General features: G+C 43.6%; 27 protein-coding genes. 16 read left to right on the forward strand and 11 right to left on the reverse strand.

Annotation, left to right across the window (positions count from 1 at the left end; genetic code table 11):
• Positions 1-106 precede the first annotated feature (106 nt).
• Positions 107-625 (reverse strand): DUF3231 family protein, encoded by a 519-nt coding sequence (locus tag AC5ELV_RS17745; RefSeq protein WP_029516021.1) that lies wholly within the window; start codon positions 623-625, stop codon positions 107-109.
• Between the two features lie 156 nt (positions 626-781).
• Here AC5ELV_RS17745 and AC5ELV_RS17750 point away from each other — a divergent pair, with 156 nt between their 5' ends.
• Complete coding sequence (locus AC5ELV_RS17750; protein ID WP_493431222.1) at positions 782-1027, forward strand: WGxxGxxG family protein; 246 nt, start codon at positions 782-784, stop codon at positions 1025-1027.
• Between the two features lie 1134 nt (positions 1028-2161).
• Entirely contained in the window at positions 2162-2812 is a 651-nt protein-coding gene (locus tag AC5ELV_RS17755) for a glycosyltransferase (RefSeq protein ID WP_493431223.1), read from the forward strand.
• A 311-nt stretch (positions 2813-3123) separates the two neighbouring features.
• Here AC5ELV_RS17755 and AC5ELV_RS17760 read toward each other — a convergent pair whose 3' ends face one another.
• Together AC5ELV_RS17760 and AC5ELV_RS17765 are read right to left on the reverse strand one after the other, a co-directional pair.
• On the reverse strand, positions 3124-3765 hold the full coding sequence (locus tag AC5ELV_RS17760; protein WP_493431224.1) for a hypothetical protein: 642 nt from the start codon (positions 3763-3765) through the stop codon (positions 3124-3126).
• A gap of 248 nt (positions 3766-4013) precedes the next feature.
• Entirely contained in the window at positions 4014-5039 is a 1026-nt protein-coding gene (locus AC5ELV_RS17765) for an SPRY domain-containing protein (RefSeq protein WP_493431225.1), read from the reverse strand.
• Positions 5040-5266: 227 nt separating this feature from the next.
• Between AC5ELV_RS17765 and AC5ELV_RS17770 the strand changes: the two genes are divergently transcribed.
• Positions 5267-6082 carry a DUF2935 domain-containing protein gene (locus tag AC5ELV_RS17770; protein WP_493431226.1) on the forward strand — a complete coding sequence of 272 codons (816 nt, stop codon included), beginning with the start codon at positions 5267-5269 and terminating at the stop codon, positions 6080-6082.
• A gap of 134 nt (positions 6083-6216) precedes the next feature.
• On the opposite strand, the gene AC5ELV_RS17775 is transcribed toward AC5ELV_RS17770, so the two are convergent.
• The 3 genes from AC5ELV_RS17775 to AC5ELV_RS17785 form a co-directional block, all read right to left on the reverse strand.
• Positions 6217-7116, reverse strand: a complete 900-nt coding sequence (locus AC5ELV_RS17775; protein WP_493431227.1) for an alpha/beta hydrolase family protein — start codon at positions 7114-7116, stop codon at positions 6217-6219.
• A 150-nt stretch (positions 7117-7266) separates the two neighbouring features.
• The gene (locus tag AC5ELV_RS17780) at positions 7267-7632 is read right to left on the reverse strand and encodes a cupin domain-containing protein (protein WP_493431228.1); all 366 of its coding nucleotides are present in this window, start codon (positions 7630-7632) and stop codon (positions 7267-7269) included.
• Between the two features lie 109 nt (positions 7633-7741).
• On the reverse strand, positions 7742-8284 hold the full coding sequence (locus AC5ELV_RS17785) for a GNAT family N-acetyltransferase (protein WP_493431229.1): 543 nt from the start codon (positions 8282-8284) through the stop codon (positions 7742-7744).
• A gap of 293 nt (positions 8285-8577) precedes the next feature.
• Here AC5ELV_RS17785 and AC5ELV_RS17790 point away from each other — a divergent pair, with 293 nt between their 5' ends.
• Together AC5ELV_RS17790 and AC5ELV_RS17795 are read left to right on the forward strand one after the other, a co-directional pair.
• A complete protein-coding gene (locus tag AC5ELV_RS17790) occupies positions 8578-8742 on the forward strand; it encodes an aminoglycoside 6-adenylyltransferase (protein ID WP_493431230.1) in 165 nt (54 codons plus the stop codon).
• Positions 8726-9319, forward strand: coding sequence for a dienelactone hydrolase family protein (locus tag AC5ELV_RS17795; protein ID WP_493431231.1), 594 nt, complete (start codon positions 8726-8728; stop codon positions 9317-9319). Before AC5ELV_RS17790 ends, AC5ELV_RS17795 begins: the two co-directional genes overlap by 17 nt.
• A gap of 16 nt (positions 9320-9335) precedes the next feature.
• Here the strand turns inward: AC5ELV_RS17795 and AC5ELV_RS17800 are convergent, their stop codons facing one another.
• The gene (locus tag AC5ELV_RS17800; RefSeq protein WP_493431232.1) at positions 9336-10025 is read right to left on the reverse strand and encodes an ArsR/SmtB family transcription factor; all 690 of its coding nucleotides are present in this window, start codon (positions 10023-10025) and stop codon (positions 9336-9338) included.
• A 98-nt stretch (positions 10026-10123) separates the two neighbouring features.
• On the opposite strand from AC5ELV_RS17800, the gene AC5ELV_RS17805 reads away from it, so the two are divergent.
• The 3 genes from AC5ELV_RS17805 to AC5ELV_RS17815 all read left to right on the forward strand — a co-directional run bounded on the left by AC5ELV_RS17805 (position 10124) and on the right by AC5ELV_RS17815 (position 14052).
• Positions 10124-10753 carry a flavin reductase family protein gene (locus AC5ELV_RS17805; RefSeq protein ID WP_493431233.1) on the forward strand — a complete coding sequence of 210 codons (630 nt, stop codon included), beginning with the start codon at positions 10124-10126 and terminating at the stop codon, positions 10751-10753.
• Between the two features lie 152 nt (positions 10754-10905).
• Positions 10906-12198 (forward strand): homocysteine synthase, encoded by a 1293-nt coding sequence (locus AC5ELV_RS17810; RefSeq protein WP_493431234.1) that lies wholly within the window; start codon positions 10906-10908, stop codon positions 12196-12198.
• A gap of 189 nt (positions 12199-12387) precedes the next feature.
• Positions 12388-14052 (forward strand): CoA-disulfide reductase, encoded by a 1665-nt coding sequence (locus AC5ELV_RS17815; protein ID WP_493431235.1) that lies wholly within the window; start codon positions 12388-12390, stop codon positions 14050-14052.
• Here AC5ELV_RS17815 and AC5ELV_RS17820 read toward each other — a convergent pair.
• Positions 14037-14405: a VOC family protein gene (locus tag AC5ELV_RS17820; RefSeq protein ID WP_493431236.1), complete on the reverse strand. Its 369-nt coding sequence runs from the start codon at positions 14403-14405 to the stop codon at positions 14037-14039. The genes AC5ELV_RS17815 and AC5ELV_RS17820 overlap by 16 nt on opposite strands.
• A 141-nt stretch (positions 14406-14546) precedes the next feature.
• On the opposite strand from AC5ELV_RS17820, the gene AC5ELV_RS17825 reads away from it, so the two are divergent.
• From AC5ELV_RS17825 to AC5ELV_RS17850, 6 genes are all read left to right on the forward strand, one after another.
• Positions 14547-14876: a hypothetical protein gene (locus AC5ELV_RS17825; RefSeq protein WP_023986776.1), complete on the forward strand. Its 330-nt coding sequence runs from the start codon at positions 14547-14549 to the stop codon at positions 14874-14876.
• A 334-nt stretch (positions 14877-15210) separates the two neighbouring features.
• Positions 15211-15333 (forward strand): hypothetical protein, encoded by a 123-nt coding sequence (locus AC5ELV_RS17830; protein WP_023986778.1) that lies wholly within the window; start codon positions 15211-15213, stop codon positions 15331-15333.
• A 99-nt stretch (positions 15334-15432) separates the two neighbouring features.
• Positions 15433-15741, forward strand: a complete 309-nt coding sequence (locus AC5ELV_RS17835) for a hypothetical protein (protein ID WP_493431237.1) — start codon at positions 15433-15435, stop codon at positions 15739-15741.
• Positions 15742-16494: 753 nt separating this feature from the next.
• Entirely contained in the window at positions 16495-17997 is a 1503-nt protein-coding gene (locus tag AC5ELV_RS17840) for an HD-GYP domain-containing protein (RefSeq protein WP_493431238.1), read from the forward strand.
• A gap of 173 nt (positions 17998-18170) precedes the next feature.
• Positions 18171-19616: an ATP-binding protein gene (locus AC5ELV_RS17845; RefSeq protein ID WP_493431239.1), complete on the forward strand. Its 1446-nt coding sequence runs from the start codon at positions 18171-18173 to the stop codon at positions 19614-19616.
• Between the two features lie 46 nt (positions 19617-19662).
• Positions 19663-20382 carry an NAD(P)H-binding protein gene (locus tag AC5ELV_RS17850; protein WP_493431240.1) on the forward strand — a complete coding sequence of 240 codons (720 nt, stop codon included), beginning with the start codon at positions 19663-19665 and terminating at the stop codon, positions 20380-20382.
• A 77-nt stretch (positions 20383-20459) separates the two neighbouring features.
• Here the strand turns inward: AC5ELV_RS17850 and AC5ELV_RS17855 are convergent, their stop codons facing one another.
• A complete protein-coding gene (locus tag AC5ELV_RS17855; RefSeq protein ID WP_493431241.1) occupies positions 20460-21728 on the reverse strand; it encodes a DUF4179 domain-containing protein in 1269 nt (422 codons plus the stop codon).
• The gene (locus AC5ELV_RS17860; RefSeq protein WP_493431242.1) at positions 21725-22252 is read right to left on the reverse strand and encodes an RNA polymerase sigma factor; all 528 of its coding nucleotides are present in this window, start codon (positions 22250-22252) and stop codon (positions 21725-21727) included. The genes AC5ELV_RS17855 and AC5ELV_RS17860 overlap by 4 nt, the downstream gene beginning before the upstream one ends.
• 264 nt (positions 22253-22516) lie before the next feature.
• Here AC5ELV_RS17860 and AC5ELV_RS17865 point away from each other — a divergent pair, with 264 nt between their 5' ends.
• Positions 22517-22897 carry a RidA family protein gene (locus AC5ELV_RS17865; RefSeq protein ID WP_493431243.1) on the forward strand — a complete coding sequence of 127 codons (381 nt, stop codon included), beginning with the start codon at positions 22517-22519 and terminating at the stop codon, positions 22895-22897.
• Positions 22898-23119: 222 nt separating this feature from the next.
• On the opposite strand, the gene AC5ELV_RS17870 is transcribed toward AC5ELV_RS17865, so the two are convergent.
• On the reverse strand, positions 23120-23875 hold the full coding sequence (locus AC5ELV_RS17870; protein WP_493431244.1) for a TspO-related membrane protein: 756 nt from the start codon (positions 23873-23875) through the stop codon (positions 23120-23122).
• 244 nt (positions 23876-24119) lie between these two features.
• On the opposite strand from AC5ELV_RS17870, the gene AC5ELV_RS17875 reads away from it, so the two are divergent.
• The gene (locus AC5ELV_RS17875) at positions 24120-25070 is read left to right on the forward strand and encodes a bile acid:sodium symporter family protein (protein ID WP_493431245.1); all 951 of its coding nucleotides are present in this window, start codon (positions 24120-24122) and stop codon (positions 25068-25070) included.
• Positions 25071-25279: the final 209 nt, after the last annotated feature.

Genomic DNA, 25279 nt, shown 5'->3' on the forward strand with positions numbered 1-25279 from the left:
GGTGCTTAAACGTAAGCAAAGCAAATCCCCGCTAACCCTAACTGGTCGGCGGGGATTTTTGTTGAACGATCTAAGGAACAGTGTGTTGAGGAATCGTACAGGAAATTTAGGCTTTAACGGGTTCAGGTCTTTTTAATTGAAGAGGGGGAGGTATTAGCCAACCCTTTTCTTTGTTCATTTTTAGAATACGGACTCCCAAAGCAGTCTTCGTTAGATGATACTTCGCAAATAAAGCCCCGATGTCTTCTCTAATGGATTGACCCATGGCTTGGCTGCAAGATGTCAATCCCACAGAGGTATCTAATGCGATTTTAGCTGCGATTTCGGGATCAGTAAACCTTGCACCAACCGGGATATCCTCAAGTTTCACAGGGGGTCTTTCAGGCAAAATAGGAGCTGGGGCAATACCATTATCCGTAAGCATTGCGTCGCATTCTTGGATTTCCAGTTTAGCTTGATCAATAAGATCATCCAGTATTTTTTTGAGTTCTTTGTCTCCTGCGTGGTTTAAACATGCTTGGTAAAATGAAACGCTGCCTTTCGCTAACGCTGAAAACTGCCACACACTATAAACTTCTCCGTAATGCATAGGCTCGTCTTTAGGATTCCCGCTTAGGATACCCATTATAAAAACCACTCCTTTTTTAATTTTAATGATGTACAAATTTATGATTCCCAGTAGTGAAGATTTAATGTGTGCATAAGAAATAAGTTCTACTGGGCATGCTAAATACATTAAAAAATTGATTTGCAAACACAAATTTAAAGGAGTGGTTTAGGTATGTTGAAAAAAATGAAGATAATGGTTATTGTAGCATTAATGATTTCATGTTTTGGAGCGGCAGTAGCATTTGCCAAAAACAGTGAAAACAATATGGGCACAAACGACAATGGTAGAACACAAATGCTAACTACTACTAATAATAATGATAACGATAATAATAATTGGGGGTGGCTTGGTCTGTTGGGGTTAATTGGATTGGCAGGTTTAAAACGTCGCGAGCCTGAAAACCACAGTAAAAGATAATCGTAAATACACTCAAAAACAACTAAACAATCCCCGCTAACCATACTTGGCCGGCGGGGATTGTTAACATTAGAATTCACCACACCGATCAACGAATAGCTATTTGAGGTGATCAGCATGAACCATACATATGAAGTGTTAAAGTCGGATATAGAACTATCCGCAGGCTGCAATAAGCCAGGTTAGATCTATGTTGTCCAGCTGTTGAGTAATAATATGATGGACATTGTAGAGTATGGTGGCCCCGTGATCAATGTGAATTTAGAGTAAATGTGAAAAACGACTCCGCTAATATATTGCCATAAGAGTCTTTATTTGATTACTCACTTACTTAAAACGTCAGGGTATCTTTTCTGTTTTATGTAGTAGTGGGTAATGCAGCTTCCTTCTCTTCATTATTTTTAACTTTTCTTGTTGTTTTCTTAGTTCTCCGTCTAAGAATGACGAACATATAAACTATAGCAATCAAAAATGACTTTATATAGAAAATGTCATGTAATTGTTGATAATAGAAAGACAAAACCAAAATAAAAGTAAAGACAGAGACAATAATCCTTACCGCCAGATGATGAATAAATTTTATAAATTTACTATGTTCATTACTTTTTTGAAGATCAATTATTAAGTATAGTACAAAAACAGGTATGGCAATCAAAGCTCCCTTTAATATATCCTCTATTGATTGTGATCTAAGTGTAATAAATATTAGATACGACAAAGCAAGCGTGCCAAAAGTAATAAAGGAAGTGACGACATTTTTAAAATTTAAGAATCCTAATAACCATCGTACCAGTACTTTGAAAGGATATAATATAAGAATTAGTGCAAACAAGCCCATGAATACTTCTATCATATATCCACATCGGTTGTGGTATTTGCTTTTTATCTGCCATACATATTATCGGTATTTCCTGTTATTTTCTTTGATTATTTGTTCCATTGAAACAATTTTCTAACTAATGTGATAATGTCTTGTTGCCTCAATTTACCTTCTAACAAAACCTCTTGATCGTGCATGGCTTTGCACAATGACGGAAAGCTGTAGATAATCAATAATCCTCTGTATAAAATCGGATATTTCAACCATAATAAGACAGCCTGTTTTATTCCAAACGTTCAGAGGAGCAGATAAAATTGAAAAACAAATGGCTGTTGGCTTTGCCGTTAACCTTGGCGCTCGTTTTTAGCATGACTCCGTTAGTAGTCGCGCAAGCTAAAATAGGGGAGCAGAAGGATCCTGCTTGCCTAAGTTCCAAAATGGTGCAACTGAAGGGCGATATGCAGAAGGTATGGATCAACCATACAATATGGACGAGAAACTATATTGTCAGCGCCTTATCTAATCTCCAAGATCAGAAGGACGTATTGGACCGGCTTTTACGGAACCAGCAGGATATAGGCAATTTGATCAAGCCTTATTATGGGGAAGCCGCCGGTAATAAGCTGGCTGATCTCCTGAGGGAGCATATTCTGATCGCAGGCAAAATTGTAGCGGCTGCCAAAGCGGGCAATCAGGCGGATGTGAAAAAGCTAGAGGCGGATTGGCATACAAACGCCGACGATATCGCCAAATTTTTAAGTGATGCGAATCCGAACTGGCAGTTTAAAACGTTACAAGATATGCTGTATACGCACCTTCAGTTGATTACGGAATTAGTCCTTGACTATATCAAAGGAGATTGGAAAGCGGGTATTGCAGCAACCGACAAAAACGAGATCCATATGATTCACTTAGCGGACATTCTAACAGAAGGCATTGTCAAACAGTTTCCTGATAAATTTTAAGTGATCGCTATAGATTTTGGCGCACTCGTAATGCGTAGGCCGGGGGGAGGGGTAAATTCCCTTTACCAGCATACTATGAAACTCAAGCACAGCGCGGCTTCCAAGCTTTTGGAGACCGCGCTTTTCTGGTGGAGTAAGAAGAATGCGAACAGTGTGCAAACCTTTAGTCACATGTAAAAAAGGACTCTATGGGCATTTAGCCGGTTAAAGTCCTTCTTGTTGTTTATTTCGTTGAATGCTCACTTACTTCGAATGTAAGGGTTTTGTTTTTTGCTTAAGAAAAAGCCCCGAAGGGCTTACATGATTAAAATTTATTGATTTTCTTTCGTGAGAAAAGAAGCTGCTAACAGTGTAGTATTCGTATAGCCACCTGAAATATTTTCATATGAAAAATTAGCGATAGGAACTCCAATAACTGAAGCAACGTCTCCTTCAAAAATTTCTCCACTTGCTCCCGGATAAACTGCCATTACTGTATTATCATTTTCATCACTAATATAAACGATAGCCGTTGTCCCTATAGGAATGTTATCTTCTTCTATATCTATTACATCGCCGCTTATTTTTACAAATTTGTTTAAGTATAAGTTCAGATTTTTATTTAAGTGCTTTGTTGTTACGGATTTGTCTACTAGATTAATGATTTTGCTTTTATCCGTGGAAGGAAATAAGTCACTGTTTTTAACAATGAAGTCATAAGAGGTTTGTTCCATAGAAGCTTGATCTTCTGTTAAAACGGGTGTCCCATCTTTCATGAATTCGGCAAATACATATTGTTTATCTGTGACCTCATTTGTAGAAGCTTGCTGAGCAGTATTTTCATTGCTTGCTGTTTGTTCAGTAGCAAAAGATGTACTTGAAGACCCAGACCTTGTCGTTGTTTCTTTAAAATTGCTCCCACAAGCTGTTAGAGCTACAGAAAGTAGAGCAATGGATAGAACTTTTTTTAACATGACGAATTCTCCTGCGAGTATCCTCATCGGTTGAGGTAGTTGCTCATTTTATCTAGTTACCTTTATTATCGAATATTGGTGCTGAATATATAAGCAAAGCACAGCTTCCAGGCTTTTTGGAAGCTGCGCTTTTTTTGTTGAAATAAAACGATTTGCCAACCTTTAGTCTAGAAAAAATGTATCATCCAGTACAGCAATTCAGGTGTGATTTCGAGATTAAGTAAATATAAAGAAGGACTTCATCATGTTTATTTAGTTGAATATTCGCTTACTTCAAATGTGAGAATTTTGTTGAAGATTACGTAGTCTTTGCGATTGCTGAATGGACCTTTGTTGTTATTATGCTTGTCAATGGCAAAGAAAGAAGCACCTCTACCAGCATCTTTAGCGTCATACCAAGCGATGAAGGCATTCAGTTCTTTTTTACTCAAATCGTATTCTTTATCAAACCCATTGTCCATGGTTACAGTCAGAATGGCGCGATCACCAGTTGGCTGGGAGGCCCCATCGGTATCTGACGGATCCGGTGTTGTAGACGGATCTGGTGTTGTAGACGGATCTGGTGTTGTAGATGGATCCGGTGTTGTAGATGGATCCGGTGTTGTAGACGGATCTGGTGTTGTAGATGGATCCGGTGTTGTAGATGGATCCGGTGTTGTAGATGGATCTGGTGTTGTAGATGTACCCGATTCTTGATAAGGTAAAAATCCTTCAGGAATAGGATATTTAAAATCACTTGCTCCAAAATTAGCAGTATATACAACAGAACCATTTAATTGATCGTTTCTTATGTAGGGATATACAGTATCGCCTAATAAAGAAGGAGTGTACTTAGAAACACCTTGTGAAACTCCATTTTTGTAAAAAATAATTGTATTATTACTTAGATCTAAAGCGACCGAAATGACATCATTTACTGTATAAACGGCCCCGTAATCATAATTTCCTGTACCAAAAGATTGGCTGGTAGGACCATGACCACCTCCATGATAACCAGTGTACCTGATTTGTTTTTTCTTGTCTGAATTTGCGACTCCAATATCGCCGCTTCCTTTATTAAGGGTTACTTCCCAATACCATTTCCCTGAGCTTTTACCTACATTAGCAATATCGGTTTGATTCCATTCTGGAATTGTTTTTGTTAGAGATCCATCGGACCAAGTCACATTTGTAGTCTCAGCTTTTGTAACAGTAGGAAACAAGGAGAACACCGAAGCTCCAATAAGAAGGGCTAGCACTATTGTTCCTAGTTTTTTGAATATAATATTTTTCATGACTTCCTCCTAAATATATGTAATAACAAGTGAATTATAGAACTAGAATGGGAGAATTGTCCAAACATTAAATGATATATATTCAAATATGAGTATTATTATGGAATTTAATTTGTTAACTTCGGAATTAGATTAGTATGAGGCGTAGAATTCAATATTCATAATGACAAGGCATATCCCATATGACTAAGTAAGTGCTTTTTTGCTCACATAGAGGAGGGATATGATTGGATGCATTCGTTTCACGCTCATTAGATGAAATACGATTTTGGTCCAGAATCATGAAGGAGCATTCCTTTTTTCTGGGGTTAGGTTTTCGAGCGGAAGATACTCAACTTAAAACAGAAGCCAATCAGTTCTACGCCATTTTTGAGGATATTGAGAAAAGGTCGCATGAATTTAATATCGAGACAGATCCTTATACAATCAAAGAGTTTAATGCGGAAGTTCAGAATGCGGCGACGAATATTTGGGCATTTAAGAGAATGGTATTGGGCCTTATATTACAATGCAAGCTTCCTGGACAAACCAATTTTCCTTTACTGGTAGATCACATAAGCCGGGAAGCAAATTATTTCAGAAACCGTTTAGGGGAACTCAATTCAGGAAAACTCGAACCATTACCCGATGCAATTATTGATGAAAATGTATTTTTCTTAAAAATCATGGCCGATCACGCAAAATTTATAGGCCATTTGCTTGATCCATCCGAACGTAAACTGGTTGAACAAGCTAGGGAGTTTAGTAATGATTTTGATACGCTGATGTTTCAAGCGATTGATTTAAGTCATATGCGACCACAGTCACAGACCGTTCCACTCCTGAGTCAATTTGTTGATGAAAACCGTGTCTCTGTGAAGTCCTTACGTGATTTTAAGAAAACCGCGCGTGATTTAATCGACGAGTGCCGAATAAAAAGCATTATCCATCCTTTATTGGCCGATCATGTATTTCGTGAAGCTGAGAGGTTCCTTTTTATTCTCGATATGTTTGATCAATCCTTATCAGGTGTTAAGGTGAATAAGAGAGAAATTATGCACTGAGAGAGTCCTGCAAAACGAATACAGTTTCTTTAAAATATCCAGTGGAAATAAAGCTTTAGACTGAACAAAAAATCAAACAGCGGCAGACCAAGACTTGAAAAATAAAGTCTTAGACAGCCGCTGTTATCATTCAACTAACGTGTATGAGTACATAGAAAATCCAATATGTCAGCATTAAGCATCCTATGGAAATGTTCGCGATCAAAGCCGGGAGGGTCTTGCGATGGGAGAAATGCCGGATTCCTCATTGATTCCGGGAAAGGACTCAGAAAGGAGAAATGCCCGGCGTTTTTTACTGTTTTGTATTGTACCTTTTTAGGATCCAGCACGCCATCTAGTATTATACGCGCGTGTAAAGAGGGAGTATACTGGTCCTTCTCTGCATCCATCATTAAGATAGGTAGATTAACCGCACGCAAACTGCCTTCAGCTCGAAACCAGACCGACGCTGGCGCTAGCAAAACAAGGCATTTTACTCGGTAATTGGGTGTAACCTCTATAAGCTGGGGCTTTCCGTCCGAGGTCTCGTGAGGAAAAGAAGTCGGTACGCCACCCGCCGCCGCTAATGCCGTGTAACCGCCCATGGAATGTCCAATGAGCGACACAGCATTCTGTATTAATTTGTCCTTGAACAGCATACTATCGAAAAACCAGTCGGTGGCCAGATTAAGGTGTCTGGGTCTATAGATAAGATTCTGGGCTGTTCCTTCCAAACTATTATCATTTCGATTGTTAAATGGATGCTCTGGAATGCCGACAATAAAACCGTTGCGTGCTAAATACTGCGCCAAAATCCGATACACAAGCGGTGTACTGCCAGTACCGTGAGAGATGATAACCAAAGGGAATCTTCCTTCCGATAGATCTGCCTCTCTCGCCAACTCTAACTGGTATGGACCCAATCGCTCTATTTGTTCGGGTTCGTCCGCTGGATACATTACCATCATGGGAAATGTAATGCCTAGAGAGGAATCCTTTATTTCTACTTCTCGCCATCCTGCATAACTATTCTTAAATTCTGCGTTTTTTATCATCCACCACACCTTTCCTTTCTCGAAATTTTGTTTAACTATCCTCCTGCCCGTTGCTTAATGAAATAGTGGGCAGCTACCGGGTACATACGGCTCCATCTCCGAGCAGCTTCAATTTCTCTTGTTCACTATCTTCCAATTATTATTAAATATTTAAATCCAAATATCATTGACTGCCGTTAACTCTGACTCTGCTCCTCCAGTATTTACTACACCTCTCGGCTCTACTAGCATGATATGGCATTCCTCATGGGCGAAAGGTTTATGTTCGACCCCCTTAGGTACAATAAACATCTCTCCCTGAGAAACTTGTACCCGTCCATCTCTAAAATCAATGAACATCTCACCTTCGAGTACAATAAAGACCTCGTCGGTATCTTGATGATCATGCCATACAAAATCCCCAACTATTTTCACCAATTTAAATTGATAGTCATTCATTTCACCAATAACTTTTGGAGACCAATGATCACTAAATTTAGATAACTTTTCATTCAGTTTGATTGATTGATACTTCATAATAACCTCCTTGGAATTTCCCGAAATTCAATTACAATAATAAGAATATTGAAATTTGGTACTTTTATCTACCACCTACAATGGTTAAACGATTGTTCGCTCTGAAAAACTAGATATCCTCTGACGGATTTATAATCGCCAGTACCTGGTGATCCTCCCACTTTCCGTTGATCTTTACGTTGCTTCGAGAGATGCCTTCTTTGTGAAAGCCAGCTTTCTCAAGCACACGGATGGATCCTGGATTCCGAGGAGAGGCTTCCCCGAAGATTCGGTGAAACTTTAGCTCATCGAAAGCATAGCTTACCACCTGCTTCACCGCCTCCGTCGTATAGCCCTTGCCGTTATATGCTTGGTCTAGGCTGTATCCGATCATACAGCTCTGAAGCGGTCCTCTCACCACAAAAGATAGGCTTATGCTGCCTATAATCCGGTCGTCCTCCTTGTGGCATACCACAAAGGAATATTTCCGGTCCTCCAGCATGTCGGCCTTGCTCTTAATAATCGTCTGTAGCTGGTACTCCTCCGTATAGTACTTCTCTTGGTTGTTTGGCGAAAACTTATCAAAGAACTCCTGATTGCGCTTGTACATTGCTGCCAATTCTGCGGCGTCCCTCTCCTCAGAGAACCGGATGTATACTCGCTGCTCCGACATCTGCACCATCCTTCCAAACTGTAATATTGAAAGAATTATACCACAGGCTGAAGATTGGGAAATCGATTTGATGAATGGTGTATATCAGGAAGTATTCCTTTGAATGTTAACTAAAAAATATATACCGTAATTATTGAATTGGATATAATGTTTTCTAAAAAAAGGAGGATATATTGTAATGAATAATGCTTACGAAGTGCTCGAGGAGCGCATATCCGAATGGGGGCTTTCTAATGATGAGATTATAGCGGTCTATATCGTTGGGTCCCGGGCAAGAAAGGACAACCCTTTTGATGAGTTTTCAACCCAATCATAGTTGGGAAGCACTGATCGTATCCCTGGAGTTGTTCAACCGGTTATCCTCGGAAGTGGCGGCTAAGTATAATTATGCGTATCCGGATGAATTGTTTTCCCATATTCAAACCTGGTTAGGGGTGCAATATGATAAGCATAGATAAGAAGTCGGACACCCTAATCGTTGTGCTTCATGAAATTTATGGGATTAACCAGCATATACGAAAATTTTGCAGCTTACTATCGAATCAGGGTTATGACGTCTTTTGTCCAAATTTACTAGGCGAGGAAACGCCTTATGACTATTCGCAAGTGGAAACTGCCTACACCAATTTTATGGATAATATAGGATTCGAGCGGGCTTTCTATCATATCGAAACTTTATTATTAAGTATTCGAGCGCGCTATAAAAAGGTATTTATCGTCGGATTTAGCATAGGGGCAACGATTGCCTGGCTGTGTAGTAAAGAAAAGTACGTTGATGGAATCGTAGGATACTATGGGTCTCGTATTAGAAATTATTTAGAAATAGCTCCACATTGTCCAACATTGCTTTTTTTTCCACAGGAAGAACCATCATTTAATGTGGATGAGCTCATTTCAACTTTAGATAACCGTAATATCCGGGTACATAAATTCAGTGGACAGCACGGATTCAGTGACCCGTACTCTCCCCGATATAACGTACACTCAGCTCAGCAATCATTTAAAGAAATGGTAGAGTTTTTCAAGGAAGGTTGATCAATGAACTGTTCATCTAGTCGACCTCTATCGAAAATATCTCCTTAAAACCTCTTTTACCCTCGGCTGTAATGCGTATCGCTCGGGTTGTGGGCAGACGCTCGATCCAATTTAATTCGAATAATCTGTCCAGAACAGCACTTCCTAAAGCACCTGCAAGGTGATGGCGTCGTTCACTCCAATCCAGGCATTTATGTGAGAAGGAGCGGCGCTTTTGTCTTGTTTTTTTCAGGTCAATCTGAAAGTCAGTGAAGAAAGTCTCTCCTGGTTCCGTAATATGAAGCCCGTCCTGATCCTCGGAAAGAATCCCCTTTTGCATGAAAAAACTCATGAGCTGTACGCCTAATTGACCGGCAACATGATCGTAGCAAGTTCTTGCCAACCGTATGGCCTCGTTTTCGGAGGCTTGTTTGAATGACTTGATTGGAACAGGTGGAGCTATGGATAAAAGTGACTCCATCACCTGGGCAACCTCGGGGTCTTGAATGCCATAGTAACGGTGACGCCCTTGTTTTTCCACAGTAACGACGTGTGCCTCGGTCATTTTAGCCAGATGGAAGCTGGCGGTTTGCGGTTTGATGCCTGCCATATGGGCCAATTCACTTGCCGTGTGGAATCTGCCGTCTAATAAAGCGGTGAGTATAGCTGCACGGGAAGGCTCGCTGACAAGAGAAGCAATCATGGCTACATTTGACTTGGTGCTCATGACACGGTTATCCCCCTTTGTAATCCACACTTCGATGAAGGTTGAAATATTTATATTTTACAATAGGGAGGTAGATCTGAATAGAAGGAGAAGAGATAATGAACCCAATAAATCAGATGAATCATAGCCTAGACGTTAAAACGATTAGCCCTAGCATTTTATACTACGGAACCCCTGTGATTTTACTCAATACGCTGAATGAGGATGGAACGACCAATATTAGCCCCATTTCCTCCTCGTGGGCATTAGGAGATTATGTGGTATTAGGCATTGGAATTAGTGGGAAAGCATTTGAAAATATGAAGCAGCATCCCGAATGTGTAATCAACGTCCCGGGGCCTTCGATGTGGGAAAATGTAGAACGTTTGGCTCCTTATACAGGCAAGAATCCTGTTCCAGCGGAAAAGAAGGAAAATGGATTTATGCACCATAAAGATAAGTATGAGATCAGCGGACTCACTTCGATTGAGTCGAATAGGGTCAAGCCTGCCCGAATCAGGGAGTGCCCTATTCAAGTTGAAGCCAAAGTGAAGGAGGTAAGGATTCCTGACCATTCTCCTTATTTTGCGATCGTCGAAACTCAAGCCATACAGGTGCATGTTCATCAGGATATCATCCTCGGTGAGAACCATATTGATCCGACAAAGTGGAGCCCACTCATCTATAACTTCCGTCATTATTTTGGTTTGGGTGAGCATTTGGGCAAAACCTTTCGATCTGAAACCTGATATTTTAGTAAAAATATAATATCCTACCTGAATAATGAGAATTATCTTCCCAAATCGTTCTTTTTGTGCGAGAATGATTGAAAAATCATCCATGAGTACGCATACAGGAAGATACGATTCATACAGCACGTATAACAAGGGAGGAAATAACCATGTCAGAAGAACGCAAGCTGTCATTCGAAACTCTCGCAGTCCATGCCGGACAACAAATTGATCCTACTACCTTTGCCCGCGCCGTTCCGTTGTATCAAACCACTTCATATGGATTTCGGGATGCGGAGCATGCGGCTGATTTGTTCTCGCTGAAAGAATTCGGCAACATTTATACGCGTCTGATGAATCCGACCACGGATGTATTTGAGCAACGGATCGCCGCGTTGGAAGGAGGGGCTGGCGCGTTGGCAACGGCTTCGGGTGCGGCGGCGATTTCCTTCTCCATCCTGAACATTGCGGGAGCTGGGGATGAAATTGTGTCGGCCTCCAGTCTGTATGGCGGTACATATAATCTATTTTCTACAACCCTGCCGAAATTGGGCATTAAAGTACATTTTGTCGATTCGGATGATCCAGAGAACTTCCGCAAAGCCATCACGGATAAGACAAAGGCATTATTTGCCGAAACGATTGGTAACCCGCAGGGCAATGTGCTGGATGTGGAAGCTGTAGCGGCGATTGCGCACGAATATGGTATTCCGCTGATTGTGGATAACACGTTCCCAAGTCCTTACTTGTTGCGTCCTATTGAATACGGAGCAGACATTGTCGTGCATTCTGCAACGAAGTTTATTGGCGGGCACGGTACGTCTATTGGTGGGGTGATCGTGGACAGCGGCAAGTTTGACTGGAAAGCGAGTGGTCGTTTCCCAGGACTGACTGAGCCGGACCCGAGCTACCACGGAGTTGTTTACACCGAGGCGGTGGGGCCTATCGCATATATTATCAAGGCAAGGGTGCAATTGCTAAGGGACTTGGGAGCGGCCATTTCTCCGTTCAATTCATGGCTGCTGCTTCAGGGCTTGGAGACACTTCATCTGCGGTTGGAAAGACATAGTCAGAATGCCTTGAAGGTAGCGCAATATCTCGAAGGCCACAAGGATGTGGAGTGGGTCAGCTATACCGGGTTGCCGAGCCATCCGTCCTACGCATTAGCTCAAAAGTATTTGCCGAAAGGACAAGGAGCAATCCTGACCTTTGGTATTAAAGGTGGAAGCCAGGCGGGAAGCAAGCTGATTGCGAATGTGAAGCTGTTTTCCCATTTGGCGAATGTGGGTGATTCCAAGTCTTTAATTATTCACCCGGCAAGCACAACGCACCAGCAGTTGAATGTGGAAGAACAGGTTGCTGCCGGAGTCAAACCAGAGCTGTTACGCCTATCTGTTGGGACAGAAGCGATAGACGATATATTGTACGATCTGGAGCAGGCGATCGCGGCCAGCCAGCAGTAGTAGCAGTAGACTCTTCTTAGACTAAGTGTGACAGAGCATTCGTGTAGCATCGCAAGTGATTTTTCGACCCAGATCAGTATTCGTTCATTGTTTAGCAGGCGGGGGGCAACCTCCGTCTTTTTTTGCGGTTGACACCATACCCCCATAGGTATATATTATACCCCGTAGGGTATATAAGGAGGGGAAGAAATGGGTAGGAAAATAGTTATTATTGGCGGGGTAGCAGGTGGAGCTTCTGCTGCTGCGAGATTGCGTAGATGGAATGAGGAAGACGAGATTATTCTGTTTGAACGCGGAGAGCATGTTTCTTTTGCGAACTGTGGCCTTCCCTACTATATTGGCGGGACAATCCATGCGCGGGAGAAGCTGTTTCTCCAGACACCTCAAGGGATAAGAGACCGCTTTAATATAGATGTGCGGGTACTGAAAGAAGTGATACAAATAGACCGCGAGCAAAAGCTTGTCCGTTTCCGGGATATGATTACAGGGGAAACAGATGAGCAGCGGTACGATATTGTGGTATTGTCGCCGGGAGCCAAACCGATGATACCGGACATTCCCGGATTACATGAAGCTATAAATGTATTTACATTAAGAAACATTCATGACACAGACGTTATTAAGGCATATGTAGATGAAAGACATCCCAAACATGTCACAGTGATCGGGGCCGGATTTATTGGGCTGGAGATGGCCGAGAATTTGCGGGAGCGTGGACTTGCAGTAACCATTATTGATATGGGACAACAATTATTGAATCCGCTGGACCCTGAAATGGCCAAATTAGTAGAACAGCATATGAGACTGAATGGGGTGGAGGTGCGTTTAGAGGAAGGAGTCACGGCATTTGAAGAGCAGGGTACACAACTTCGTTTAACCTCTGGGGGTGTGCTTCAGACGGACATGGTTATTCTGGCGATCGGTGTTGTTCCTGAAAATGAGTTGGCCAAGCAAAGCGGATTGGAACTTGGTTTTCGAGGCGCTATTCAGGTAAACGCCCAACTGCAAACCAGCGATCCGGCCATTTATGCGGTGGGGGATGCCATCCAGGTCAAAGACCGCAATCATGGGTTTGCAACGATGGTATCGCTAGCCTGGGGAGCCAATCGTCAGGGGCGTTTGGCAGCGGATCATATTAACGGTCAGGCAATATCTTATGATGGGGCGCTTGGAACATCCGTAATTAAGACCTTTGCATTGACTTCAGCTTCTACAGGTAATAATGAAAAAACGTTGCAGCAGCTGGGCGTTCCTTATCAGGCTGTTCATATTCATCCTGGTTCGCATGCCGGTTATTATCCTGGCACATCACCCATCGCTATGAAGCTGCTCTTTAATCCCGAGAACGGAATGATCTATGGGGCGCAGGCTGTTGGAGCTGATGGAGCAGACAAAAGGATTGATGTCATTGCGACGGCTATTCGTGGTCATTTGAACGTCCGTGAACTGGCTGATATTGAACTTGCTTACGCACCTCCCTATTCTTCAGCAAAAGACCCTGTGAATATGGCGGGGTACGTGGCTTCGAATATCATGGATGGGCTGGTTCAAACGATACAGTGGCATGAAGTTGATGATTTTCACCGCAAGGGTGGTCTTATTATTGATGTTAGGGATGGAGTGGAGCTGCAGGCAGGAGCTATTCCAGGTTCGATTCATATTCCTCTGGCCGAGATTAGAGAGCGGATGGCGGAAATCCCTAGTGATCTGGAGATCGCTGTATCCTGCCAAGTCGGTCTGCGGGGCTATATTGCGGCCCGAATTTTGACCCAATACGGTTATCGGGTGAGGAACGTTGATGGTGGCTATAAGACGTATTCGGTTATGGCTGAACGTGATCATCTCTTAAAATAGTTCATCACCCATCCAATCTGATTGAGGTGATCCGTTACTTCACCGTGCAGCGCACCAAAGAAGGTATCCTGTAGCTCCACGGTAACCATACCTTTTTCTGCTAGTGCGTGGTAAGCCTGCTTAAGCTCGTCCTCACTTTCACAGTCGAGAATGATTTGTACATGCTGCGCTTTCAGCGGTTTGCCGTAGGAATCCGAAAAATGGATATGACTGCTACCCAGGTGAAGTTCAGCGTGCAAGAGTCTGCCTTCCTGCTTGTTTAGCACTTTGATTTTTCCACCTAAAACCGATTGGTAATAGTCAATTGACTGCTGCACATCGTTTACAATGACAAAAGGACTTGCACTTCTCATGGAATCATTTCCTTTCATGTTTTTGATGTAGGATTGCTACTGTACATTATTTACGTTATCCGCAGGGTTTACCCCTTTTCTGATCAAATTATGGCTTGGTTCACTGTGTGACGTCTGTTACAATAGAAGAGGCATATACGAATGGATAGAAAAGAGGTTGAACAGGTGGGCACTTCAGTGATTTGGGAAGCAGTTATATATTGGGTGATCTTGGTGATTTCCGCTCTGTGCGTGATCGCAGTATCTGGTACTCGGAAGACAGCAAGCACGATTATTTTAGCGCCCGTTGTTTTGTTCTGTACCATATTTATGATGCAGGGATCAGTGTTTACCGCCATGAATCACCCGACGATGGGGTCTAATGTCGGTTTGGGTATGGCATTTCTGACAACATGGGTGGTCAGCGGAATATTGTTTGCTGTAGCGCTTGTAATTGCTTTTATTAAATATAACAAGAAGAACAAGGCGTAATTTAGCCTTACCTCAGATGGATAAAGGCTTTCGGTAATGTGCCGAAAGCCTTTTTTGTATTTTTTTAAATGAAGGATGTCTCTGCTTATCTGCGTCTTCTCATAAGCAATACAACGATCAGCACGACGATGATCACGATCAATAGGAATTTCATATTCAATAACCTCCTTGGTCTGTCTCATATTTGGTATTAACCACTTTTAGTTAGTATGTACCGTCGGATCTCAAGCAAGTATCTATTGTCGAGTGCTTGGGGAAAATTAGAATGTGGGACTAAAAAGAGGTTTACAGGCTTAGCTGGAAAGTGTATACATAAAGTAAGGAGGCGATTGCCATGAGTGATCGTGCATTTCATTTGTTCTATATTATTTTCTTAACGGTTCTGGCACTTGGAAGTGTAGGTGGAATCGCCTGGTGGCTGCGCTCTGTCGGTCGTCAGGAGAAGGAAAAAAACTAAATTCAACATGGGCATACAAGCTCGAATGCATCTTCCAGTAGGAGGGTGCATTTTTATATGTTATAATGGGAACATATGTTCTTTACAGGAGGGAAGACGATGTTGCCAGATTTGGAACGAAAGCTGCTACGTATTTTGTATAATTATTTCGCCCAGCATCGCCACATGCCCACAATGGCGGAATTGACCGTAAAAACGGGCAAGCGAGACGCTGAAATTACAGTCGCCTTACGACATATGGAACAGGAACGCTACATCACTTGGGAAAACAATTCGGATACCCAGCATGTTGTTTTACTGGAAGGGTGGGAGCGTCCCTCGACCCAAAGGCGCACTCAAGTAGAAACAAGACGTTCCACTACGCAAACGATGCCGCCCGATGGTACAGAATATTGGACGAATTATTAGAAGGTATATAAAACTGGAAAATTAATGAGTTTTTAAGGTGCATATCATTTAGTTTTAAGAAAGCGAGACTATAATGACCCTATTAACCCCTTTTTGATCAAGCTATAGGCCCTGCCGATGTATCGGCAGGGCCACTTTTTTGTTCATAGATACGCTTTCCGTATAATATAAAAAATCCCCCGGGGATCATCCGGAGGATGGGTGCAGTTTGCATATACTGCACGGCCTGCTCAAACTTCATCGTTTGATGGCATAATATATATTCAACCCCTGCTACCTTGCATTATATGGTCAGCATGTTCATAAGGGGCAGTGTGATTCCACTGTTCATTTTCCAAACGACAAAAGCCCTACCTCTCTTTCGTCCTTGCGGCTCCGATGACCGCGCCAGTGTGAATGTGAAAATCTTCGGCAAAAGCTCAAAATTCTACATTAGGGTTATACATAAAATTTGGAGAAGCTCCATACGGTGATTAGGAGTAATAGCTTGTTGCGTGGAATCTTATGGGGTTAATACATACTTCAATAGTATAGCAAGAATGATTATAAAACACAAGTCATTTTTGGCTTTTTGATGATAGACTGGAAAAAATGTTGGCTAAAAATGATTTCCTATCTATAAATTGCAGATTAAAAGCCGTCCTCGTATTTATATAAAATGCTCAAGCAAGAAGGTAAACTTTTGATGGTTGGACTCCGATATTGAATACACAAGATATTTTAGAGTGTACGGATGAAAAGAGGGGTAGCAATTTGCCGACCTATAAGCGCTTTATTCAGCATGTTATCCTGAACTATATTATAGGTTCGTTTATCGCTGTATTGTTGGTAGGTATGATTTTTGTATTTTCCACGTTAAATGTAGCCCACTATGAAATTCTGGGTCTTGTTAAAATTATTGCATTTTCCAGCGTCATTATGATTGCTTGTGAAACCATAGTGTTTCGAATCCATTTGAGACCGGTTCATCGTTTTTTTCTAGGTAACCAGGAAACGCTCAAGGATGTAGAAGCGGTGTATATCCGGGTTCATCATCTGCCTAATTTGTCAGTTTTACGTATTGTAGGACCGCATTTGTTAGGCTTCTCTATCCCGGCAACCGTCATTGCCTTATGGATGATACATACTGGACAACTTACCTTTCCCTTTTATTATGTAGGAATCGCCTGTATAGGAGCTTGTCTGGTCGCTTCCATGCACGCACTGGTTGAATTTTTCCTGACAATGAGAGCAATCAGGCCGCTGCTGGAGGAAATTCGTGATCGAACCTACCAGAGATATGGATTAAATCTGTCTCTGCGAGGACGAGTCCTACTATCGCTTCGGCATAAATTTCAGTTAAGTGCGACGCTCATTGGTGCTTTTCCTTTATTTTTATTTTGTTTAGCTACACAGATTCGCTTGGAACGTTTGGAGGCGGCGAATTCTAGTTCCTATTGGGCATGGGCGGGTACAATTTTAATTTTTGGTGTGGCCTTTGCTTATCTGGGAGGCAGGTTGCTGACCCGTGAGATCGAACAGCCGATCCACCACCTGCTGGAAAAAATGAATGCAGTGAAGGAAGGCCGCCTGAACAGTAATGCCAGCGACTTGTACTCCGACGAATTTGCCGAGTTGGTTGAAGGCTTTAACATGATGATCGAGGGCCTGAAGGAACGGGAAGAAAAGAACGGTCAGCTATTGGACAGTTACTTCGCCACCTTGGCGGCAGCACTGGATGCACGAGATGCCTACACCGCAGGACATTCTTTACGTGTAGCTGAGTACTCTGTACTCATTGGACGCAAGGGAGGTTTGAATGAGACAGACCTCGACTTGCTGCGCAAAACAGCCTTGTTGCATGATATCGGTAAAATCGGCGTAGCTGACGCTGTTCTGCTCAAGGACGGCAAGCTGACGGACGAGGAGTTTGATCAGATTAAAATGCACCCGGTTATGGGAGAGAGCATTCTTCGGCAAGTTGAACCGGCTTATGCTATGGCCCCTTATTTGCCTGGCGTGCGCTCGCACCATGAACGTTATGATGGCAAGGGATATCCTGATCAGCTCGCTGGGGAAGATATCCCTTTATTTGGGCGAATCATTGCTGTAGCGGATGCTTATGATGCGATGACGTCTGATCGTCCCTATCGGAAAGGTATGAAGGAAGAGAAGGCGGTTATGATATTGGAAGAGGGAAAGGGGACCCAATGGGACCCTTATTTTGCCGAATTATTTGTCAAAGAGTGGCGCCGAAACAAAGGCATCACAAGCTGACTCTATAGGTATCAGCACTAGGGCGAGCCATTGAGGTTCGCTTTTTTTATATACGGATGTAAGATCTTTTGACATGTCGAAAGATGGGGCTTCATGTTATGATGTACAAGAAAGGAAAACGCGGTTAACATAGGCCTGGCATCCAATTTTTTGCGCTATGGGAGTGTGAGTCCATGCAATTTTCAATGATGTTTTTAATGAATTTAGGGATGTTGATTGCCGTTGCCTATGTGGCGAATGTGATTTATAAATATGGTTTGAGTCGTACCTCTTCGCGGTTCAAATATGTCAGCTCGGTGCTGCTAGTGATATTTGGCGGATGGGTCAGCTCTTGCTTTGGTTTTAACTTTAGTGAAACGGTTATTTTTGATCTGCGTTTTGTACCGCTGATCATTGCGGCATTGGTGTATCCCCGCTCCTATACGCTTATTATTATTGGGGTCGCAATCGGACTTACGAGATTTACCTTTGGTCTACATATGGCGGCGTGGGTCGGCTTTTTGAATATGAGCATTCTGGGCGTCCTGTGCGCCGGATTGAACTACTGGATGCGCCGCTCCACCTGGCGTCTGATTATTAAGGCATCGGTGACCATTTTAGCGGTTAATATCGTAAATACGTTAAATATTGCCTGTCTGGGCGTCATTCCCTGGCGCTATTATGTAGCGGAGGTTGTTCCTCTTACACTGCCAATCGGCATCGTCCTCAGTTTTTTATTTGCTCTGATTTTACGGGACTTTCAGATGGAGCAACAGCGCAATCATCAGATTAAGCAGGCGAATGAGTTGTTATCAGAGCAGCGAGATGAGTTGCAGAAGGCAAAGGTCATTCTAGAGGAACGTGCCAAGCAACTGATGATGGCTTCCCAATATAAATCAGATTTTATGGCAACGATGTCGCATGAGTTACGTACACCTCTTAACAGCATCATTAATCTGGCGCAGATTATTAACGAGCAGGGAAAAGAACTGGATGAGGACGAGTTATACCAATACAGCGATCTCATCTATGCCTCGGGGCATGATTTGCTCCAAATGATTAACGACATTTTGGACTTGTCCAAGGTCGAGGCTGGGCACATGGAAATCGTAAGTGAGCCGGTCAATGTGCGTGAGATTGCGCAGGTGATGATGATGCATTTTGAAGTCACTGCGAAGGATAAAAACCTGGAATTCAGCTTAAAGGAGCATGAGCCTATACCGAATGAAATCCGGTCTGATTCCAAACGCGTACAGCAAATTTTGCGTAATCTGTTGTCCAATGCCTTTAAGTTCACTCATGAAGGACGTGTATTGCTGGAAATCAGCACACAGCATCTGGATCGAAAGGGACAGGAGGGAGATTGGGTTGTATTTGCTGTTAAAGATACGGGTATCGGTATTTCCAAGCTTCAGCAGCATGTGATTTTTGAGGCATTCCAGCAGGCGAACGGTTCCATTAATCGTAAATATGGAGGAACTGGGTTGGGATTGTCCATCAGCCGTGATTTTTCCCGCTTGTTGGGCGGGTTTATCCGTCTGGAGAGTGAGGAGGGCAAGGGAAGTGCATTTTCCCTGTACCTACCTATGTGTCCGTCCAAAAGCAAGGAGGCGGACGAACAGCCGTTTAAATTAACCTAATCGCAATTGTAGGAGCAGGAGCGTTATGGCACAAAGGAGGTTTATCATGGAACGCAAAGCGGTCGTTGTGGGTGCAACAGGGCTTGTCGGGGGTTATGTTGTACGAGAGCTGCTGGTGCAAAAGGAATACAACCGCGTCATGGTTATGGGCAGACGTCCGTTGGACATCAAGCATCCCAAGCTGGAGCAGGCGCTCATCGATTGGGAACAGCCACAGAAAGCGGCGTTCGCCTTCGAAGGGGTGGATGATGTTTTTTGCTGCCTTGGGACAACGATGAAAAAGGCAGGCTCCAAGGAGCAGTTCCGTCAGGTGGATCTGGATTACCCGGTGCTGGCAGCCCAGTTGGGCAAAGAAGCTGGAGCGGTACAGATGCTTGCGGTCTCTGCGATGGGCGCCGATCCAGATTCACGCGTGTTTTATAACCGCACCAAGGGTGAGGCTGAAGAGGCGCTTGCTGCTATTGGACTGCCTGCACTGCATTTGTTCCGTCCGTCGCTGATTTTGGGCGCGAGGCCTGAACGACGTTTAGGCGAAGCCGCTGCCGCTGTTGTCATGAAAGCGCTGGACGGCCTGATGACGGGCAAGCTCGCTTCCTACCGCGCCATCCCGGCCCCGGTCATCGCACGAGCCATGGTACGAATTGCTCTTGCGCAGGCGAGCGGCGTACATATTTATCCGAACGACATCATTCGGGTCATCGGTGCGGAACTAACATCCGATGATGAGGAACCTGGTTCAGGAACGGGTACGGATGTAAACGTGTAAAACCACGACTAGGGTTAAAAATGACAATAACGCCGCTGTTGCCCGATGATTCGGACAACAGCGACGTTATTTGTGTTTTATGGGTGGTTTGTGTTCTGCGGCACATCTATCGTAATCTCTAATTCATCCATGTAATGGCGTGTCCAGTTGCCATGAGCATCGAGTAGGGCACTGCCTCCTGGTTGTGTTGGCAAGATATAAGGCTTGAAAATGATCTTCTGAGGAGTGTCCACAAAAGGAGTAAATAGGGTGATCATTTTGCTGTTACGCTCTTTAGTAAGGGGAACTCCAGAGCCGCTTAGGAGTTGGAGTTCTCTTCCCTGCTCGTCGAATACAGCATAATCAAGCATATCCAATTCTTTTTTGGTGTACTGGATCGTTTGTCCGTTTTTGATGTAATTGTACTCTCGCTCCACGGTGTAATCATCTGGCATATGTGCAATATCGGTCAGCATTTTGAATGACGTTGTGATCTTGGTCGTGATGGGTGTGATTTCTACCTTTTCTGCCGTAAATGCAAGATACGGATTAGATTTACTCATTTGCAGCTGAAGTATCTTGTTATTTATTTTAGTTTTGTGAACTGTGGCTTGTATGTGAAACGGCTCGGCTACACCTTTTAACTTGGCATATACCTCTAGCTCAAACTGATCTGGTAAGGCGGGTTTACCACTGGCAGGGTCACGCATATACGCAATCAGCATAGAATTACTATCTTTGCCTGGGCGGCCATACATGAAATTAAAGGCGCCATTATTGCTATTGACCGATGTCCCATTGATGAACAGGTCCACTTTCTCCAGAATGTCCTCTTCGGGCTGTCCTTGCGTTTGGATCGCCGGATATAGGGTTTGATGTTGCGAATCTCCGCCGCTCTTTTCCAACGCTACGACCAAGCGTGTCCCGTCAAATATGATTTGTGGTACCTTTAATGTAATACCGCTATGGGTAACACTAAGATTCGAGGAAGTTGCCAACCCTCTCTGATCAGCGGTTTGCAGCCCGAGATCCCCAGCAAGTCTGAACACGCTGTCTACAAGGGGAACCCGTTTCAATGATTCTGCCATTGTTGGCGAAACAAAGGCGCTACCAATGATCATAACGCTAATGACAGCCGCAGAAGCAGCGGCAATTACGGTCCCCCGAAGAAATCTTTTGACCGGTCGATGTAAGGAAGGAGACTTGGATAACGGCTCTACAGCCGATTCCATTTGTGTGTAAAATGCATCTAAGCGTTCTCTTACCAAATCGGGAATCATTACCGTGTCGGCTTCCAAGTTTTCTTTTTCTGATTGTAATTTCCGATCCAGCTCTTGATTCTGTTTCTCAAACTCTGAAGGGATCATTGAAAGGTCGCCTTCCTTTCTCCGCGATTTTGTAGCAGGTCCATTAATGTTCTGCGAGCACGGTGCAATCGTGTTTTGACGGCCCCCTCTGATACATCCAGTACCTCTGATATTTCTCTGATCGGCATATCCCGCAAATAGTGCAGGGAAATTACGGTTCGCATGGATTCCTCCAAGTGGTCGATGGCCTCGCGTAGTTCGATTTTTTCATATCCACCTGAGGTGGAGGGTTCCTTTATAAATTCCGCCACGGGTACGATCCGTTTTTGCTTGCGGATAATGAGATGGCACTCATTAATGAGAATGCGAAGCAGCCATGTTTTAAAATAGCGAGGTTCACGCAGCTCACCCAGAGACTGGTATGCCTTGAGCATCGCCTCTTGCATCGCGTCCGCGCAATCTTCATTGCTGTGAAGAATGGAACGCGCCATGCCGTACATATCGGATTCCATATGTTTCATCAAGGCGACGAATGCCTTGCGGTCCCCCTGCCTTGCTTGGTGTAAGTTTGTTTCGAGATTCAAAGGATGGTGCTCCTTTCCCGTCTATACTTAGCTATGATCATTGTACCTGTATCTGGATTTGTAGAATTTATTTTGTTGCAGGTTATAGGAGTTAGATGATACATAGACGCTAAAGGTTACAGCGAAGATAAAAAAATATAGCAACGTAGCAATGGGATGTCTTAAAAGAAACCCAGGGCGTTTTTCCGTCGCACGGAATAGTGGCTTTGGACTTCACATGCTATAATACGGTGAACCAGTATCAGGAAGGAGAATCCAACCCATATGAAAAAAACAATTGCTACTGAAAAAGCACCCGGTGCTATCGGCCCTTATAGCCAAGCGGTAGAGGCAGGCGGGTTTATTTACACGTCGGGACAGCTTGGACTGAATCCGGCAACAGGTGAGTTTGGTAAGGATGTACAGGAGCAGGCACGCCTGTCCTTGAGCAACGTACAAGCCATTCTGGAAGCGGCAGGCAGCAACATGAACCAGGTTGTGAAAGCGACTGTATTTCTGAAGGACATGAACGATTTTGTCAGCGTCAATGAGGTGTACAGTTCTTTCTTTGAGCAACCCTATCCAGCACGCAGTGCGGTGGAGGTAGCTCGTCTGCCCAAGGATGCACTGGTAGAGATTGAAGTCATTGCATTGAAGAGCGAATAGTCTGAAAGATCCGTTCATAAAATAAAAAGTTTGCATGGCAACCGGGTGTCCCTAATAAATAGAGACACCCGGTGCAGATCACTCGACAAGCAAGCTTATAGATTTGATTAAGGTCTATACCTAATCACATGGTTAAAAATGAATAAACAAAGCAAGCGAGCTTGGGCTAGATGATTCAGACCCAAACTCGCTTGTTCTTGCTAGAGATCATATTCGTTTTCTTTAATCCCGGTCTCGATTACGGGCAAAGAATAGCCATAGCGCGTACACCAGAATGATTGCCGCCAAGATCAATGCGGCTAGCCGTGCATTTTCATTGTTCGGATGCTCGACGGCGATGGCGATATAGGCCCATACAAATACGAGAGGATAAATGCTGTCGCGATAAGGGAAGCTGACTATGATTGCCAATGCGGTGCCGATGAGCAGGATAATGATCGCCCATGTCGTATCGCTGAGTCCCCAGCCACTCCATTCATTCTTTTCCAGTGCCACTGCAATATTGATAATAGTAGCAACGCATACCCAACCGAGGTTGAGGCTGAACGGTAGCTTGACGAACCACATTTCTCCGCGGGTTGGCTGCGGCGTGCGGGTACGTACATACACGACGCCCAAGGAAAGCAAGTATAGAATAATGACGATGACGCACAGTTCTACGTATACATACTGCCAGAGGAAAATCCAGATGATATTGAAAATACAGCTTAGAATAAAGAAAATACCGATGGATTGAACACTTGTCTTAGCTTGCCCTGTAGGTGTAGCTTGGTACACGACAAAGCAGGCGAGCAGCACGTAGATGACCGACCAGATGGAAAAAGCGTAACCTGCTGGTGTAATCAAGGTAGGGTACATGTTGGATACAGCAGCAGTGCTTCTGCCGCCGATAGGAAGTGTAGAAGCCAGAAAGTTAACGAGAACGACAGCGATAAATGCAATAATATTCCACCATTTATACGGGTGGCTTCGTGACATAGGGATATCTCCTCCTCAACGAATGATAATCCAAAAATGACCGACTGGTCACAAACTTCTATTATGAATATACCCACTTTGCTTTCGAATATGTCCGAACGGGAAAAAGTTTCTTGATCCCGGTATAATCATAAAAACTTGTATGTATATGCAGTCATATGTAGTACAATGGTGAAAATTTTAAGCACTATATAAGCTGAAATTCCTCAGATTCAGCTTATATAGAAGTAAGGAGATAAGTAGAATGAATGGCTTGGAGAGAGTAGGGAAATTTGTAGGAGGGACCTTTTCCATCTGGGTACTTTTATTTGCATGCTTGGGATTTTTCTTTCCTGCGGCGTTTACAGGGTTGAAAGGATACATACAGTTATTTCTGGGCATTGTCATGTTCGGGATGGGGCTGACTTTATCTGCCGCTGACTTTCGTGAAGTATTCCGGCGTCCAGTGGATGTGGCTATTGGTGTGGTCGGGCATTATCTGATTATGCCGTTTCTGGCCTTTGGATTGGCATTAGTATTGCAGCTGCCACCGGATATTGCGGTAGGTGTCATTTTGGTAGGCTGTTGCCCGAGTGGAACCGCGTCCAATGTAATGACGCTCTTATCCAAAGGCGACGTGGCGTTGGGCGTGTCGATTGCTTCAGTATCGACGCTGATTGCTCCACTAGCTACCCCGGCCATGATTAACCTGCTTGCTGGACGTTGGATGAATATTGATTCGAAGTCGCTGATCATGGATATTTTCATCGTGGTTATTGTCCCCATTGTGTTGGGTGTTATCGTCAAATCGCTATTTCGCAAACAGGCAGAAGCCAGTGTCCAGGCGCTACCGCTCATATCAACACTGGTGATTATGCTCATCGTGGCTATTGTGATTGCAGGCAGCAAAGGCAAGATTTTGGAGACAGGTCCGATTATTTTTGGTGTGGTTATTTTGCATAACGGAATCGGGTTCCTGCTTGGATATTGGTTTGCCAAGCTGTTCGGCATGGATCTTTCCAAACGTAAAGCTGTTACGCTGGAAACGGGAATGCAGAATTCCGGACTGGGCGCTGCGCTGGCAGCAGCTCATTTTAATCCGATTGCTGCTGTACCGAGTGCGATTTTTAGCGTGTGGCATAATATTTCCGGCTCGCTGCTCGCGACTTGGTTTTCCCGCCGGGAGGAGAAGAAAAGCACAGCCGGGAAGCATTAAGCTTTGCTAGTGGATTGTGCCAAGTGGCTACGGTTCAGCTTTTTCGAACAGTTTAGGGATGATCAGAAAGGATAGATTTGACTTTATAGTTGCGGATCATTATACTGTGGTTATTATAACCACTGTATTTAAGTAAGCAACAGTAGCTTGAGTTCGTTATGGAGGAAAGCTACATCGAATTCGTATTCGGCTTCATGCTCAACAGCCTT

It is taken from the genome of Paenibacillus sp. NMA1017, assembly GCF_058895805.1.